The following is a 15,582-nucleotide window of genomic DNA, read 5'->3' as shown; positions in this document are numbered from 1 at the left end:
TGCCCGGTTAAACCCCTTGTTTCAGGCTGGCCTGAATGAACGGGTCGAGGTCGCCGTCGAGGACTTTTTGTGTGTTGGAGATTTCAACACTGGTACGCAGGTCTTTGATGCGGCTTTGGTCGAGCACATATGAACGGATCTGGTGTCCCCAGCCTACATCGGTTTTGGCGTCTTCCATTTTTTGCTGCTCGGCCATGCGTTGGCGCATTTCAAGCTCGTACAAGCGCGATTTAAGCATTTGCATGGCTTCGGCACGGTTGCGGTGTTGTGAGCGGTCGTTTTGACATTGCACGACAATACCTGTGGGCATGTGCGTGATACGCACGGCCGAATCGGTTTTGTTGATGTGCTGGCCGCCCGCACCACTGGCACGGTAGGTATCGACGCGAAGGTCGGCCGGGTTGACATCGATTTCGATCGAGTCGTCGACTTCGGGGTACACAAAAACGCTGGCGAACGATGTATGGCGCCCGTTGGCCGAGTCGAAGGGACTTTTGCGAACTAGTCGGTGCACGCCGGATTCGGTACGCAGGAACCCGAAGGCGTAATCGCCTTCGACCTTGATGCTGGCCGACTTGATGCCGGCGACGTCTCCGGGAGATTCTTCGAGGATTTCGGTTTTGAAGCCTTTGCGTTCGCAGTAGCGCAGATACTGACGCAGCAAAATTGAGGCCCAGTCTTGTGCTTCGGTGCCGCCAGCGCCGGCCTGGATGTCAACAAAGCAATTAAGCGGGTCGGCCGGGTTATTGAACATCCGGCGAAATTCAAGGTCTTCGAGTTTGGCGCCAATGGCTTCGCAGTCTTGCTCAATGGCCTCGAGTGTGGCATCGTCGTTGTCGTCGGCGGCGAGCTCGAACAGTTCGCGGGCTTCTTCAACCCCGTTGCCTATTTCTGTCAGTGTTTCAACTACTGTTTCAAGGCTTTTTTTCTCGCGACCAAGATCTTGCGCGTGTTTAGGGTCGTTCCAGACGTCGGGGCTTTCGAGTTCGGCGTTTACAACTTGCAGGCGCTCAGCTTTGCCAGCGTAGTCAAAGATACCCCCGTAGGGCGGTTTGGCGCTCGGCGTAGTCTTCGATGCGGGCAATGATCTGGTTCTGGCGTTCGGCTTCCATAATGTTCCTGAAATCTTTAATCTTTAAGATAACTTTTTATTTTAACGCAGGTTGTTTGGCCTATGCGGACTTGAATTGCGCTGTAACGGCCGCATATAAACTAAAGCCGGGCATGTTGTCGTAGCGCACAGCCATGCAATAGGTAAAATTTACTGAAGTCATTAAATCAATCAATTTTACAAATGCCCCTGGCTTTCCTATACTGACATCACTTTCACTTTTCAACCACAACAGAGGAAACAAAAATGTCCCTGATTAATACCAAAATCAAACCATTCAAAAGCACAGCTTTCCAAAACGGCAAATTCTTTGACGTCACCGACGAGGCCGTAAAAGGTAAATGGTCCGTTTTTGTTTTTTACCCTGCCGACTTCACGTTCGTTTGCCCGACTGAACTCGAAGACCTGGCTGATCTGTACCCCGAATTCCAGAAACTGGGCGTTGAAGTCTACGCTGTTTCGTGCGACACCCACTTCTCGCACAAAGCATGGCACGACACCTCGGCCGCCATCAAGAAAGTTCAGTACCCCATGCTGGGCGACCCAACACAAGTGCTGGCCCGTAACTTCGAAGTCCTCATCGAAGAAGAAGGCATGGCGCTGCGCGGTACCTTCGTAATTAACCCCGAAGGCGAAATCAAGGTCATGGAAGTACACGACAACGGCATCGGCCGTAAAGCCTCCGAACTGCTGCGCAAAGTTAAAGCCGCTCAGTACATCGCTGCTCACCCCGGTGAAGTTTGCCCCGCCAAGTGGGAAGAAGGCGCCGAAACACTGAAGCCTTCGCTTGACCTGGTCGGCAAGATCTAAATTCAGTTTTAGCGTGCATTAAATGGCGCCGGTCTGCCAAAACGGGCCCCGCCATTGCAAGCCGCAGTCTGGTCACAAACCGGGCTGCGGCCATACCGAAGAATAATTTTTATAGAAGGTCACTGTTATGTTAGAAGCCAGCCTTAAAACTCAGATGCAATCCTACATGGAGCGGATTTCCCAGCCCATCGAGATCAATGCGAATCTCGACAGTGGCGCGAAGTCGCAAGAACTGCGCGAGCTGTTGCAGGAAATCGCCGCAATGTCCGACCGGATTACGCTGGTTGAGAGCAGCGACGACGCACAGCGCAAGCCTTCGTTTACCATCGCCCGCACCGGTACCGACATCAGCGTGACGTTTGCCGGTATCCCCATGGGGCACGAATTCACGTCGCTCGTCCTGGCATTGCTCCAGGTCGGCGGCCATCCCATCAAGCTCGACGAAGCGGTCATAGAACAGATCCGCAATCTTGATGGTGACTACAACTTTGAAACCTATTTCTCGCTGTCGTGCCAGAACTGCCCCGACGTTGTTCAGGCGCTTAACGTGATGTCGATCATCAACCCGCGCATCCGTCACGTGGCCATCGACGGCGCACTGTACCAGTCTGAAGTCGACGAGCGCCAGATCATGTCTGTGCCCACCATGTACCTGAATGGCGAGAAGTTTGGCCAGGGTCGTTCCAGCGTCGAGGAAATCCTTGCGCAGCTTGATTCGGGCGCCGGCGCACGCAAGGCTGAAGCCTTGCGTGCCAAAGAGCCTTTCGATGTGCTGATTGTGGGCGGTGGCCCGGCCGGCGCAGCGGCTGCCGTGTATGCAGCGCGTAAAGGCATTCGCACGGGCGTCGTGGCCGAGCGCTTCGGTGGTCAGGTACTCGACACCATGGCTATCGAGAACTTCATTTCGGTCAAAGAAACCGAAGGCCCACGTTTTGCGGCCGCCCTCGAAGAGCATGTCAAGGCTTACGATGTCGACATCATGAACGTACAACGTGCCACCAAGTTGGTCACAGGCGGCAAGTTGGTCGAAGTTCAGCTTGAAAGCGGTGCAACCCTGAAGGGCAAAACGGTGATTTTGGCAACCGGTGCGCGTTGGCGCGAAATTAACGTGCCCGGCGAGCAACAGTATCGCAATGCCGGTGTGGCCTACTGCCCGCACTGCGACGGCCCGCTGTTCAAGGGTAAGCGCGTTGCCGTTATTGGTGGTGGCAACTCGGGCGTTGAAGCCGCGATCGACTTGGCCGGTGTCGTGGCTCATGTCACCTTGATCGAATTTGGCGACGAGCTGCGTGCCGATGCAGTGTTGCAGCGTAAATTGCGCAGCATGCCTAACGTCGACATTATCGTGTCGGCGCAAACTACCGAAATCCACGGCGATGGCAAGAAGGTCAACGGTCTCAGCTACACCGATCGTAAATCGGGTGAATCACGCGAGGTGGAACTTGAAGGCGTGTTCATCCAGATTGGTCTGGTGCCTAATACCGAATGGCTTAAAGATACCGTATCGCTTACGCGATATGGCGAGATCGAAGTCGATGCCAAAGGTCAAACGTCCATCCCCGGCGTATTTGCTGCCGGCGACGTAACCACCGTGCCGTACAAGCAAATTATCATTGCTTGCGGCGATGGCGCCAAAGCGGCTTTGGGTGCCTTCGATCACTTGATTCGCAGTTCGGTTGACGTACCGGCCGAAGCCGAGGCTACAACGGCCTGATTGCCTCAGCCTGGGTAAAGCCTGAAAATAGCGCGATGGAAACATCGCGCTATTTTTTTGCCCTTTGGCCCAACCCGGTGGTGGCGCGCCAGTTGACGGCTTTGCAGGCGTCGTTCGCAGGCGGGCGCTTAACGCATCAGGCCGATTTTCACCTGACGCTGGCCTTTCTGGGGCACCCACGCCCTGATCAACACGCCGCATTACGCCATATTGCGCAGACGCTGCCGCGCTTGGCTTTCGAGCTGAGGCTAGACCAGGTCGATACTTTTGAGCGGCTAAAGCTGGCGTGGGTGGGGCCGTCGGAGGTGCCGGTCGGGTTACTGGCATTGCGTGACCGTTTAGGGCGTTTGCTTGATCAAGAAGGTATCTGGTACGACAAGCAGTTTTCATTTTGTCCGCACGTTACCTTGGCGCGCAAGGTTATTGTCGCGCCGCGCCTATTGGGCGCGCCAGTGATATGGTGGGCTGACCGAATTGTCCTGGCGCATTCACACCCGCAGCCGAATGGGGCAAAATACGGTCTTATATGAATATTTCTAAGGTTGAAACGTATGTCAGTTGCTCCGCGTCGTCTGGTGTTGTTACGTCATGCACATTCAGGACATGGATCGGGGCAGCCCGACATCGAGCGTACGTTATCTGAGCGAGGCCTTAGCGAAGCCCTGGAGATGGGGGCCTACATGGCACAAGAGGGTGTGATGCCGCAGCGGGCTATTGTCTCGGTGGCACAGCGCACGCGCGATACCTGGTCGGTTGTGCAGCGTCAACTGCCGGGTCAAGTCCCGGCGGTATTCGAGCCAAAAATTTACGAGGCTTCGGTACAGGCACTGCTTGACGTTGTGCAGGCGGCGCCCGACAAATATGAAAGTGTGGTGCTGGTGGGGCATAACCCCGGCATTTCTGCGTTGGCCATGCGCCTGATCGGGCGCGGCAGCAAAAATGCCGTGGTGAGGTTACGCCATGAGTTTCCGCCGGCAGGGCTGGCGGTCATCGATTTCCCCGCTGCGGCGTCGTGGGCCGACATTTCCGATCATTCAGGGGTGCTCGAGCGCTTTGCAACGCCCGTTACCGATTAAGCCGTTGGCTTAGCGACGGCGACGCGGTGCGCCGGTAACTGGGGGGCGGCCTTCGATATGGCGGAAAATAATACGGGCCTTGCTCAGGTCGTAGGGCGACATTTCTAGCTTAACTTTGTCGCCAGCCAGAATACGGATGTGGTGTTTGCGCATTTTGCCGCCGGTATAGGCGACAACAGGGTGTCCGTTTTCGAGGGTGACGCGAAAGCGGGAATCGGGCAAGACTTCAGTGACCGAGCCATTCATTTCAAGTAGTTCTTCTTTTGCCATGGGACGTTTTCCTTTGTAAAAACAAACCTTGGCCGCAATGCGTTGCGCATTGCAGCAAAATTATGAGCCCCCGGGGTGGGGCAGCCGCCGTAAAACGGAACAAAAAGCGTAGCTGAGGCTACGTAGCGCAGGTGCACGCGGTGTGGCACCCAAATTGACAGCAAGGCCACCGCGATGGGTAATGCGCCTTGCCGATTGAACGATGCCCTTTAACCACAAGGGCAAGCACCTTTTTAGGGTAACGTGCCCGTGGCGGGGTGTCAAGGAAAACCCTAATAAAACAGCTTATTTCAGCATGCGGTCGGTGATCTGGCGTTCGCCGGCAAAATAGTGCTTTAGCGCAAAGGCAATATGACCCAGCGCCAGTACCAGCAAAACGTAGCCCAGCAGACTATGGAAATTACTGCCCAGGTCGGTCATCCATTTGATTTTCAGGCTTTCATCAAAGCCGGGCATCAGGGGGATGCCAAAGGGCGAGAATTCGCGGCCCGAGCCGTATTGGCGCATTAAGGCCACAAGGGGTACCAGTAGCATCAACAGGTAAAGCACAACGTGGCCAACTCGGGCGGCGGCGCTGATTGCGGGCGGGCGGTGACGCAGATTGAGCAGCGCCCACAACACACGAATAACAATCAGCAGCATCAGCAAAAAGCCTACCGCTTTGTGCGTACCCCATAACAGCTCGTCTAAGGCGCTGTCCTCAGCCAGAAAATGGGCGAGTGCTGACGTAAATTGCCAGGCCAGCAAAATGGCCATAATCCAGTGCAAAATGCGCGTCACACGGCCGTAGCGTTCGGTGGAGTCACAAGCGGGTACTTGTTGCATAGTCGATTCCTTCTTGGTGGTTAATACATTGTGCCGGCACAGGCGTGTTGTGGTGGCGCTGATGCCTTGCCTGGTGTTGCCGGGTTTACCGTACAACACGTCGGCGATAACCATAATAAATTCATGGTTTTTCGTCCAGCTAATTTTTCGTGACACAATCGCACAGCGCCGTTGCGGCGTGATGTTGTTCGGGACAGGTCGAGGGTTTGGCTCTTGATCGCCATGCGCGCTTCCCGTAATCTTTTAACTGCGCGCTTATGTCACAGGTTGAACTTATGTCTGCAGTACTGCCCCTACCTACCGAATGGACGCTGGACAGCGTGCCACTGGCGCACGTTGATGTTGATCTCGTGCGCGATAACGAAGACTTGTTCTATATGGTGATTGGCGCCTCGTTTGTCGAGATTGCCGCCGATTTATACACCCAGAATTTGATCGATTACTTTGGCAACGACCCTGAAGTAGCCGAATGGCTGACGCAGCAATGGCAACACGAAGAGGTGCGCCATGGCCGTGTGTTGCGGGCTTATGCCCAGCATGTGTGGCCTGAGTTCGACTGGCAGCGTGCTTACGATGCGTTTTATGCCGAATACTCGCAAATGTGTACCGTCGACGAGTTTGAGCCTACCCAGGGGCTTGAGATGGTGGCTCGGTGCGTGGTTGAAACAGGCACTGCAACGTTTTACACAGCGCTGTCGCGTCAGGCGACCGAGCCGGTGCTGGCAGGTATTGCACAGCGAATTCGTGCCGACGAGGTCAACCACTACAAGCATTTTTATCGGTATTTTCGCAAGTATCAGCAAGCTCAGCCGCCCGGTCGCTGGAAAATATTCCAGGCGCTCAAGCGGCGTGTACTCGAGGCGCGGGCCTCTGATGCCGACTGTGCGTTGTGGCATGTGTATCAATTGCACGAAGGGGGGCAGACACCCGATCGTGCCCGTTTCAAGCTGCTGTGTCGTCGCTTGGGTCGCGGCTTGCAACGCCACTACCCGGTCGAAATGGCGGTAAAAATGGTGGTCAAGCCACTCGATTTGCCGACGGTGGTCGGGCGGATGCTGTTGGCGCCGCTTTCAAAAGCGTCGGCCTGGTTGCTGCGTTAAGACAAATCAATGTCGAAGGCTTTAATCGCCGGAATGCACTCTTTTGCTGCGCGCCGGCCTTCTTCGATGGCTTCGGTTGCCCGATGAAAATCCATGAGCCCCAAATGCGCGAGCCGGGGCGCAATGACGATATGCGGCGGTTCGCCCACCATGCGGCTACGGGTGATGCGCTCTTGCATGATGTTGATGCTCGATGCCACCACATCGAGCACCGAGGGGATCTCGGGCTCTTCTGGCTTGTTGCGATCGTGCTCAGACGATTCGGGCAGAAGAGCGGTTAAATTATTTTGTAGCTTGCTGAACCAGTCGTCTTCTTGAGCGGGTGGGGATTCTGCTTCGGCCTGGGGGGTAGGGCCGCGGCGCAGGTGCCGCCCCAGCAGGTCAGAATTCAGATCAACTGCGATCAGGATGTCGGCTCCCATGGCCCGGGCCAGCGATACCGGTACCGGGTTGACTAACCCGCCATCGACAAGAATTTGCCCGTTGTGTCTAACCGGCGCAAACAAGGCGGGTAATGCGATGGAGGCCCGTACGGCGCCCAGGGTGCTGCCCGAACGCAGCCAGATTTCGGCCCCGTTGTGTAGCGAGGTGGCCACCGCACCAAAAGGGGTGTCGAGGTCCTCGATGTCGCGATCTTGAAACTTGCGTTTAAAGAATCCCATCAGGCGTTCGCCTTTGAGCATTCCCCCTGAGAGGGTTAAGTCCATGAACGAGACGACGTCGCGCAGACCCAGTTCGCGCACCCAGGCGTCGAGCTCGTCGAGCCCGCCCGAAGCATGTACGGCGCCGACCAGCGCACCGATGGATGTACCACAGATGATGTCTGGCTTCAGGCCGGCTTCGCGCAAGGCCTGGATAACACCGATATGTGCCCAGCCGCGCGCCGAGCCGCTGCCCAGAATAAGGCCGACCTTGGGACGGAAGTGACGGCGCGCTGTCATGATAGTACGCCTTTCACGATAAGCACTTCGCGCAGCATATCCAGCCGCTCTGTCGGGTCGGCGGTATTGAGCAGCACGGCTTTTTGCGTAGGCGGCAACGGCAGCAATTCGGCCCATCGGTTGGCTACCCAGCCGCAGTCTTCAAGCCGGTAGGGGGCGGACACCGGCATCGCTTCGGGTGGCACGCCTTCGCGTTGCAGGTCGGCGATGACGCGGCCCAGCGCATCGGCGCAATCTTGCAGGTCTTGCGGGATGCTGACGGCAGGGTCAGGCTCGTGGAGCGTGGCGTTGCCTGTCCATAACCCGCCGGGCTTTTGTTCAAATGTGTTCAGTGTGAAGCGTTGAGTGCCCCGGGCCCGTATTTGCATCAGACCGGTCATTGGCGTTACGGCTTCTTCAATAGTGATCAGTGTGCCCGACGAAACAAAGGTTTCGCGCGAGGTCGGCTGGCGGACCTCGGTGCCGCTGGTCAGCGCCACAACGCCAAAGCCAGTGTCATTCTCAAGGCAGCGCCGGACCAGGTCGAGGTAACGTACTTCGAAGATACGCAGATGAATGACGCCATCGGGAAACAGCGCGCGGGCAAGCGGAAAGAGGGGCAGCGAAGTCATGAGTTGAATAATGCCACAAAGCGAAAGCGCGCAGCCGGGTAGGCAGCCGTTTGCTTTACTTGCCCCGAAAAATTTTAAGGCGCCACACGCGTGCACCATTCAAAGCCTCTTCAGGTCTGAAGCGCCTCAAAATCAAAATATTTTCATCCCGCTAGACCGCGTTCGCTTCGCACGCCTAAAAATAAACTATAGATTGCATTGAAAACTATATTTTCGTATAGTCGCTGAAAATACATTAGAAACAAGCATCAGGAGACAACCATGAACCAGCCCCAGGCCCCCCTGGGCGCGCTGTTTGCTGCGCCCGCCATTACCGTGACCCGTCGTGCCGATGGCACGACGCTTGTCGAGAACCCCGTTGCGCTAGAACCTTACGCCCGATGCGTAGGCGAGTATCTTGAGTATTGGGCGGATGAGGCACCCGAACGGTTGTTTCTGGCCGAACGCAGCCCGGCGGGGCTGTGGGCTGGGGTGACGTATCGCCAGGCGCTCGATAAAGTCCAGCGTATTGCGTCTTGGTTGCTTGAGCGTGGCTACGGGCCGGGCCGTCCGGTATGTGTGTTGTCCGACAACGAAGTCAACCATGGGTTGTTGATGTTGGCGGCCATGCATGTCGGTATTCCTTATGCCGGTGTTTCGCCGGCCTATTCTTTGCTGTCCAAAGATCATGCCAAGCTCAAAAATCTGGTGCAACGTCTTGACCCTGCGCTTATTTACGTGGGTGGTGCCGGCAAGTTTCAGGCTGCACTTGCGGCTATCGAGGGCCTGCATCATGCCCAGGTGGTAGTGGCCGACGAAGATGCCTTGCCGACCGAAGCGGCATTGCATTTTTCAGACTTGCTTGAAAAGGTCGACCTGGCCGCCGTGCATCGTGCCTATGCGGCCGTTACGCCAGACACCGTGGCAAAAATATTGTTCACCTCGGGCTCGACCGGTTATCCGAAAGGGGTGATCAACACCCAGCGCATGTTGTGCGCCAGTCAGCAGGCCAAACGGCAGGTATGGCCGTTTTTAACTGAGCAGCCGCCCGTCTTGCTCGACTGGCTGCCCTGGAATCACACCTTTGGCGGCAACCATAATCTGAATCTGATTCTGGCCAACGGCGGCACGTTCTACCTTGACGGCGGCAAGCCGGTACCGGGTTTGTTTGACACCACCCTGAACAACTTGCGCGAAGTCGCACCGACGCTGTACCTGAATGTGCCCAAAGCCTTCGATATGCTGGTTCCCGCCTTACGCGAAGACGCTGATTTGCGTCGGAACTTCTTTTCGAAATTGCAGGTGATCTTTTATGCGGCGGCCGCGCTGCCCCAGCACTTGTGGGACGGCCTCATCGAGTTGTCTATTCAGGAACTGGGTTATGCGGTGCCCATGGTGACCGCCTGGGGTTCGACCGAAACTTCGCCCTTAGCGACTGACTGTCATTTCCAGGCCGATCGATCCGGCGTGATTGGTGTGCCCGTACCGGGCGTGTCGCTTAAATTGGTGCCCAGTGGTGACAAGCTGGAAGTGCGTGTCAAGGGGCCAAACGTGACGCCGGGTTACTTCAACCAGCCCGATGTCACCGCCAAAGCGTTCGATGACGAGGGGTTTTATCTGATTGGTGATGCAGCCAAATTTGCCGATCCGGCCCGCCCCGAAGCAGGTCTGGTGTTTGACGGGCGGGTGTCCGAAGACTTCAAATTGATGACGGGGACCTGGGTCAGCGTGGGTAATTTGCGTGTCAAAGGCATCGAGGCCATGACGCCGGTGGCGCAAGACATTGTCGTGACCGGACATGACCGCAATTCAGTGGGCTTTCTGATTTTCCCGAACATCGCGGCATGCCGACGTCTGGCGGGTTTGGCCGACGACGCTGCTGTGGCGGACGTTCTTGCGCATCAGGCCGTGCGCGATCGGGTAAGTGCTGGTTTGCGTGCATTGCACGCGGCTAGCCAGGCCAGTTCCACCTACGCTGATCGGGCCTTACTCATGGCCGACCCATCGTCGGTTGATGCGGGTGAGATTACCGATAAGGGTTATATCAATCAGTCGGCGGTGCTCAAGCAACGCGCTGCACTGGTAGATGCCTTGTACGCAGACGAAGCAACCGGCGACGTCATCTACCTGTAATGCCGGTAACGCAATGAACAGTCTGACTGACGCGCCCGACGATACGGCTGCCTTGTCTCAGCGCCTGGGCTTGCGCGTGCGTTCTGCTCGCGCCGCCCGAGCCATGACCATGAAGCAACTGGCGACTGAATCGGGCATTTCATTACCGTATCTGTCGCGGGTCGAGCGGGGCGATGGCAATGTCTCGATAGCCGTATTGCATCGGTTGGCGTGCGCGCTGAGCGTTTCAACCGACGCGTTGTTGTCCGATCACGACCGATTTGGCGCGGATTACGCGCTGATTGTCGAAATGCTCAAGCGTCAGTCACCCGATAGCTTGCGCAGTATTCGTAGCTGGTTGGTCAGCCACCTCGATGAGCGGTCGTCGCAGCAGGGCGGTGTCAAGCGCATTGCTTTGATTGGCCTGCGGGGTGCGGGAAAATCTACCCTGGGCCCGGCGCTGGCGCAGCAGTTGGGTACGCCGTTTATCGAACTGAATGCCCAGGTGGCCCAAATGGCGGGTATGTCGCTCAACGAAGTGTTCTCCATTTATGGGCAGGCTGGCTATCGTCGTCTTGAACGGCAGTGTCTCGACGCCGTGATTGCGGGTCGTCCGCAGGTCGTGCTGGCTACGGGCGGGGGTATTGTGTCCGAACCGGCGACCTACGAAGTGCTTTTGCACGCGTTTTACACCGTGTGGTTGCATGCCCGACCCGAAGAGCATTTTCGCCGTGTCATGGCGCAACACGATGCTCGCATTGCCACACCCCAGTTGCGTGACGAAGCGATGGCCAATATTGTCAGTGCGCTGGCGGCGCGCAGCGCCTTGTACGCACTGGCTAACGCCAATATCGACACGACGGGTTTGACGACACAGGCGGTACTCGATCGGGCGCTGGCCTTAATCGACCAACATATTTTTTCTACCAACAAAGGGGTTGCTTCATGAGTGTTTCTACACGGGTCATCAAAACTGTTGGCGTGGTAGGTACAGGGGTTATTGGCGCCAGCTGGGCGGCCTATTTTCTGGCCCAAGGGCTGGCCGTACGTGCAACCGACCCAAGCGCTGGCGCACACGAACGGCTGCTGGCGAGCATTGATGCGTTGTGGCCCAGTCTTGAACGCATTGGTCTGGCGCCCGGCGCCGACAAGCAGCGTATTGAGTTTTTTGCCGATCTCGACACCGCATTGTCCGGCATAGACTTTGTTCAGGAAAACGGGCCTGAAAAAGAAGATCTGAAAATTGATTTGTTCAAACGTATGGACGCTGTGCTTGATGCCGATATCGTGTTGGCTTCCAGCTCATCGGGCTTGTTGATGAGCCGTATCCAGAGCGCCTGTCGATTTCCCGAACGTGTTGTTCTGGGGCATCCCTTTAATCCGCCGCATTTGATTCCGTTGGTCGAGGTGATCGGGGGGGCGAAAACGTCACCCGATGTGGTCGAGCGCACCATGCGCTTTTATGCCGACATCGGCAAGCGCCCGATTCATCCGCGTAAAGAAGTCAAAGGGCATATTGCCAATCGCCTCCAGGCGGCGTTGTGGCGTGAAGCCTTTAACCTGGTTGACCAGGGCGTAGCCAGTGTCAGCGATATCGACGCGGCCATTGCTCACGGACCGGGTTTGCGCTGGGCGTTGCTTGGGCCGTTCATGAATCTGCATTTGTCGGGCGGCGCTGCCGGTATTGAACATCTGCTGGATCACCTGGGCGGGCCGATTGAGGACTGGTGGCACGATTTGGGTGACCCGTCGATGACACCCGAGCTCAAGAAGAAAGTTGCCCAAGGCGTACGCGAAATGCTGCAAACGCATGCCGAGCAAGACTTCGTGCCCGAGCGCGACCGGCTGCTGGTCGATTTGCTGGCAGCAAAAACCGATAGCGGCCAGTTACCTTAAGACCCTGCCGTGCCTTGTTAAGGCTGAAGCCGCACAGCCAAGCCGGTGTCATTTGGGCTTGGCTGGTGCGTTCAGGGCGGAGACCAGCGCCAGATGCGTTTGGGATGGGCCGGGTCGTCTTCATTGACGGGCACTACCGGCGCTTCAAGCGCGGTTTCTATGGCTTGATCAACGTTGTCCAGCAACACAATGTCCAGCTGTTCGCGCGCCTGCGCGGGCAGGTCGTCAAGGTCTTTGGCATTACGGGCGGGCAGCATGACGCGTTTAATGCCGGCCTGAAGCGCGGCCAGCAGTTTTTCTTTGATACCGCCCACTGGCAGCACCAGGCCACGCAAGCTGATTTCGCCGGTCATGGCCAGGTTGGCGTAAACCGCACGATCACTGATGAGCGAGGCCAGAGCGGTATACATGGCGACCCCGGCGCTGGGGCCGTCTTTGGGAATCGCGCCGGCCGGCACGTGCACATGAATGTCGTGTTTGTCGAAGTAGTCTCGTGGCAAGCCAAAGGCCTCGAAGTGAGCCTTGACCAAGGTGAGCGCGGCCTGGGCGCTTTCTTTCATGACGTCGCCCAGTTGCCCGGTCAGAATGAGTCGGCCGCTGCCTGGCGTGCGGCTGGCCTCTATGAACAGGATATCGCCGCCTACGGGCGTCCAGGCCAGGCCTGTGGCAACGCCTGGCAAGCTAGTACGCATGGCCACTTCGTTTTCGAACTTGACGGGGCCAAGAATGTCGGGGAGCAATGCGGCTGTGACGTGCACCTGACTTTGGCGGTTTTCGGCTATGGCCATGGCGGCGTAACGGCAGACACCGCCCAGTGCGCGCTCAAGATTGCGCACCCCGGCTTCGCGGGTGTAGCCCTGGATAATGGCGTCGATGACGTCATCGTCGACCTGGCACTGCGCCTGGGTTAAACCGTTGGTTTTAAGCTGGCGGTCAAGCAGATAGCGTAAGGCAATCTGGTGCTTTTCGTCTGGCGTATACCCTTGCAGCGAAATGACCTCCATTCGGTCGCGCAACGGGCCTGGAATGTTGTCGAGCACGTTGGCCGTAGTAATGAACAAGACCTTTGAAAGATCAAAACCAATGCCCAGATAGTTGTCGCGAAACTCGTTGTTTTGCTCGGGATCGAGTACCTCAAGCAATGCCGCCGCGGGGTCGCCGTGGGCGCTAGCCGCCAGCTTGTCGATTTCGTCGAGCATCAGTACGCAGTTGCGAGCGCCCGCCTTATGAATGGCCTGGATGATGTTGCCTGGAAGTGCGCCAATATAGGTGCGCCGATGCCCACGGATTTCGGCCTCGTCGTGTACGCCGCCCAACCCCAGTCGTGCAAATTTGCGGCCGGTCGCTCGCGCAATGCTTTGGCCTAACGATGTTTTGCCCACACCCGGCGGCCCCGTAAAACACAGTATGGGGCTGCGGCCGTCGGGGTTGAGTTTGCGTACAGCCAGGTATTCAAGAATTCTCTTTTTGATTTTGGCCAGTCCGTAGTGGTCGGCATCAAGGATGTCGCGCGCTTTGGCAATATCAATCGGTGTTTCGGTCTCGACGTGCCAGGGCAGCTCGATCAGCCACTCGATGTAGGTGCGCTGCATGCTGTATTCGGCCGAGGCATCTGACATTTGCTCCAGTCGCTTCAGGGCTTTACGTGCGGCTGCATCGGCAGCCTCTGGCAGTTTGGCCTGTTCAATTTTTTCACGCAGTTCGGCAACATCGGCACCTTGTTCGTCGTCTTCCCCCAATTGCTCGCGGATGGTTTTCAGTTGTTCGCGCAGCAGGTACTCGCGTTGCCTGTCGTCAACCCGTTCTTTGGTTTCTTCGGCGATGGCTTGCCGTATACGAAGCACCTGGTCTAGGCGCTCGAGGTGAGCGAGGACCTTGTCAAGCCGCGCTTTTAGGTCGAGCGTGTCCAGAATCTCTTGTTTTTCTGCTGGCTTGATGTCGATCATGCCGGCGACGAAATCGGCAAAAATGGCTGGCGAAGTGATGTTCTGGGCGATGCTGGACAAGGCCTCGGGGGCGTCGGGCAATAGGGCGATGACGGCGTCGGTACGCGTTTTAAGCTGCAGCATGCGTGCATCGATGTCGGGCGAATCGATGTTGGGCTCGGTGTAGCGTTCGACCTGTGCGACCTTGAACGGGAAGCCGTCCAGTAGTTTGATGATGCGAAAGCGTTGTTCGCCCTGACAGATCACATGATGGTTGTTGTCGGGGGTGGTGATGTAGCGCAAGATGCTGGCGCTGGTTCCCACGCTGTACAGGTCGTCTTGCCCGGGTTCATCGACTTCAGGGTCTTTTTGCTGGATGATCCCGACCGGCCGATTGCTGCGTGCCGCGGCTTGGGCGGCTGCAATCGAGGTTTCGCGTCCGATGCCGATGGGGACGACCAGCTCGGGAAACAGCACAAAATTGCGCACCGGGATCAGGATCAGGGCGTCTTCAGGGATGTGCAGGTCGTCGACGGCCTGGGGTGATGCGGTGGCATGTTCGACAGCGGGATTGGTGACAGACAACGAAGGGGGGGTATCGGGGGCGGCGCTGCGGTCGGGGCTTGTCATGGAAACCTCCTGATTTAACGCAGTTTTTTCAGGGTCAGGGTCAGGCAGCCCTGGCTCAGGCTGGAGTCCTGGATCTGGAAGTGACCAGAGGGCAGCCGAATATGGCGTTCGAAGTGGCCGTAGGGGATTTCCAGCCGTTTAAGGTGCGCGCCGCGCGGGCCAGGCATGGGTCGATGGGCGTGAATATGCAGGACATCGTGCTCGATGGTCACTTGCAGGTTATCGGGCGCTATGCCCGGTAGCGCGACCATGACCGAAAGTGTATCGGGCGTCTCGAAAATATCCGCGGGCGGCTCCCACGATGGCCCACGGCTTTGGGCGCTGCCCAATCGGAAGAACTGGCGATGCAACTGGTCGGCGCGGTCGAGCATGTTGACCGCGTCGAGCCACATGGTGTTGACGGTTTTACGATGGGCCATGGCGACGTCCTGGGCAAAGTCAGCGACTGAACGGACCCGAAGGGCCGGCCCCCGGGCCATGTCGTGTGGTGGGGGGCAGACCCGGGCCGATGCTAAAAATATAGGCCCATTCGGCACGGGTTGCAATGCGCTGTGCGGCCGGTTGCTGGCGGCTGTGCAACGT

Annotated in this window: 15 protein-coding genes; 8 read left to right on the top strand and 7 right to left on the bottom strand. The window is 57.3% G+C overall.

The window, feature by feature from the left end; genetic code table 11:
• Positions 1-7 precede the first annotated feature (7 nt).
• Positions 8-1,112 (bottom strand): peptide chain release factor 2 gene (gene prfB, locus CHR62_RS12420; RefSeq protein ID WP_123661142.1). Its coding sequence is split into 2 segments (ribosomal slippage): positions 8-1,030 and positions 1,032-1,112, totalling 1,104 coding nucleotides; the frame shifts between segments, so codons are not numbered across the junction.
• A gap of 245 nt (positions 1,113-1,357) precedes the next feature.
• Here prfB and ahpC point away from each other — a divergent pair.
• The 4 genes from ahpC to CHR62_RS12400 all read left to right on the top strand — a co-directional run bounded on the left by ahpC (position 1,358) and on the right by CHR62_RS12400 (position 4,711).
• On the top strand, positions 1,358-1,921 hold the full coding sequence (gene ahpC, locus CHR62_RS12415) for an alkyl hydroperoxide reductase subunit C (RefSeq protein WP_093971391.1): 564 nt from the start codon (positions 1,358-1,360) through the stop codon (positions 1,919-1,921).
• Between the two features lie 127 nt (positions 1,922-2,048).
• Positions 2,049-3,635, top strand: coding sequence for an alkyl hydroperoxide reductase subunit F (gene ahpF, locus CHR62_RS12410; RefSeq protein WP_123661141.1), 1,587 nt, complete (start codon positions 2,049-2,051; stop codon positions 3,633-3,635).
• A 35-nt stretch (positions 3,636-3,670) separates the two neighbouring features.
• Complete coding sequence (thpR, locus tag CHR62_RS12405) at positions 3,671-4,165, top strand: RNA 2',3'-cyclic phosphodiesterase (RefSeq protein WP_093971393.1); 495 nt, start codon at positions 3,671-3,673, stop codon at positions 4,163-4,165.
• Positions 4,166-4,186: 21 nt separating this feature from the next.
• On the top strand, positions 4,187-4,711 hold the full coding sequence (locus CHR62_RS12400) for a histidine phosphatase family protein (RefSeq protein WP_123661140.1): 525 nt from the start codon (positions 4,187-4,189) through the stop codon (positions 4,709-4,711).
• 9 nt (positions 4,712-4,720) lie between these two features.
• On the opposite strand, the gene infA is transcribed toward CHR62_RS12400, so the two are convergent.
• Together infA and CHR62_RS12390 are read right to left on the bottom strand one after the other, a co-directional pair.
• The gene (infA, locus tag CHR62_RS12395; protein WP_093971395.1) at positions 4,721-4,981 is read right to left on the bottom strand and encodes a translation initiation factor IF-1; all 261 of its coding nucleotides are present in this window, start codon (positions 4,979-4,981) and stop codon (positions 4,721-4,723) included.
• Between the two features lie 285 nt (positions 4,982-5,266).
• Positions 5,267-5,920, bottom strand: coding sequence for a cytochrome b (locus CHR62_RS12390; RefSeq protein WP_233574991.1), 654 nt, complete (start codon positions 5,918-5,920; stop codon positions 5,267-5,269).
• Positions 5,921-6,081: 161 nt separating this feature from the next.
• Here CHR62_RS12390 and CHR62_RS12385 point away from each other — a divergent pair, with 161 nt between their 5' ends.
• A complete protein-coding gene (locus CHR62_RS12385; RefSeq protein WP_093971396.1) occupies positions 6,082-6,906 on the top strand; it encodes a ferritin-like domain-containing protein in 825 nt (274 codons plus the stop codon).
• Here CHR62_RS12385 and rssA read toward each other — a convergent pair.
• Both rssA and CHR62_RS12375 read right to left on the bottom strand, forming a co-directional pair.
• Positions 6,903-7,847 (bottom strand): patatin-like phospholipase RssA, encoded by a 945-nt coding sequence (rssA, locus tag CHR62_RS12380; protein WP_123661139.1) that lies wholly within the window; start codon positions 7,845-7,847, stop codon positions 6,903-6,905. The two genes, CHR62_RS12385 and rssA, sit on opposite strands and share 4 nt — an antisense overlap.
• Positions 7,844-8,458 (bottom strand): LON peptidase substrate-binding domain-containing protein, encoded by a 615-nt coding sequence (locus tag CHR62_RS12375; protein WP_123661138.1) that lies wholly within the window; start codon positions 8,456-8,458, stop codon positions 7,844-7,846. Before CHR62_RS12375 ends, rssA begins: the two co-directional genes overlap by 4 nt.
• Positions 8,459-8,719: 261 nt before the next feature.
• Between CHR62_RS12375 and CHR62_RS12370 the strand changes: the two genes are divergently transcribed.
• Genes CHR62_RS12370 through CHR62_RS12360 form a run of 3 tightly spaced genes read left to right on the top strand, consistent with a single transcriptional unit; the run spans position 8,720 to position 12,445 of the window.
• Positions 8,720-10,570 carry a feruloyl-CoA synthase gene (locus tag CHR62_RS12370; RefSeq protein ID WP_123661137.1) on the top strand — a complete coding sequence of 617 codons (1,851 nt, stop codon included), beginning with the start codon at positions 8,720-8,722 and terminating at the stop codon, positions 10,568-10,570.
• Between the two features lie 13 nt (positions 10,571-10,583).
• Positions 10,584-11,498 (top strand): helix-turn-helix transcriptional regulator, encoded by a 915-nt coding sequence (locus CHR62_RS12365; protein ID WP_123661136.1) that lies wholly within the window; start codon positions 10,584-10,586, stop codon positions 11,496-11,498.
• Entirely contained in the window at positions 11,495-12,445 is a 951-nt protein-coding gene (locus tag CHR62_RS12360; protein WP_123661135.1) for a 3-hydroxyacyl-CoA dehydrogenase NAD-binding domain-containing protein, read from the top strand. Before CHR62_RS12365 ends, CHR62_RS12360 begins: the two co-directional genes overlap by 4 nt.
• A 71-nt stretch (positions 12,446-12,516) precedes the next feature.
• Here CHR62_RS12360 and lon read toward each other — a convergent pair whose 3' ends face one another.
• Entirely contained in the window at positions 12,517-15,000 is a 2,484-nt protein-coding gene (lon, locus tag CHR62_RS12355; protein ID WP_123661134.1) for an endopeptidase La, read from the bottom strand.
• 14 nt (positions 15,001-15,014) lie between these two features.
• Entirely contained in the window at positions 15,015-15,419 is a 405-nt protein-coding gene (locus CHR62_RS12350; RefSeq protein ID WP_123661133.1) for an Hsp20/alpha crystallin family protein, read from the bottom strand.
• Positions 15,420-15,582: the final 163 nt, after the last annotated feature.

Source organism: Pusillimonas sp. NJUB218, assembly GCF_003788685.1.
Lineage (GTDB): Bacteria > Pseudomonadota > Gammaproteobacteria > Burkholderiales > Burkholderiaceae_B > Neopusillimonas.
The sequence above is the reverse complement of the archived record's forward strand: the minus strand, read 5'-3'. Positions and strand labels throughout refer to the sequence as shown.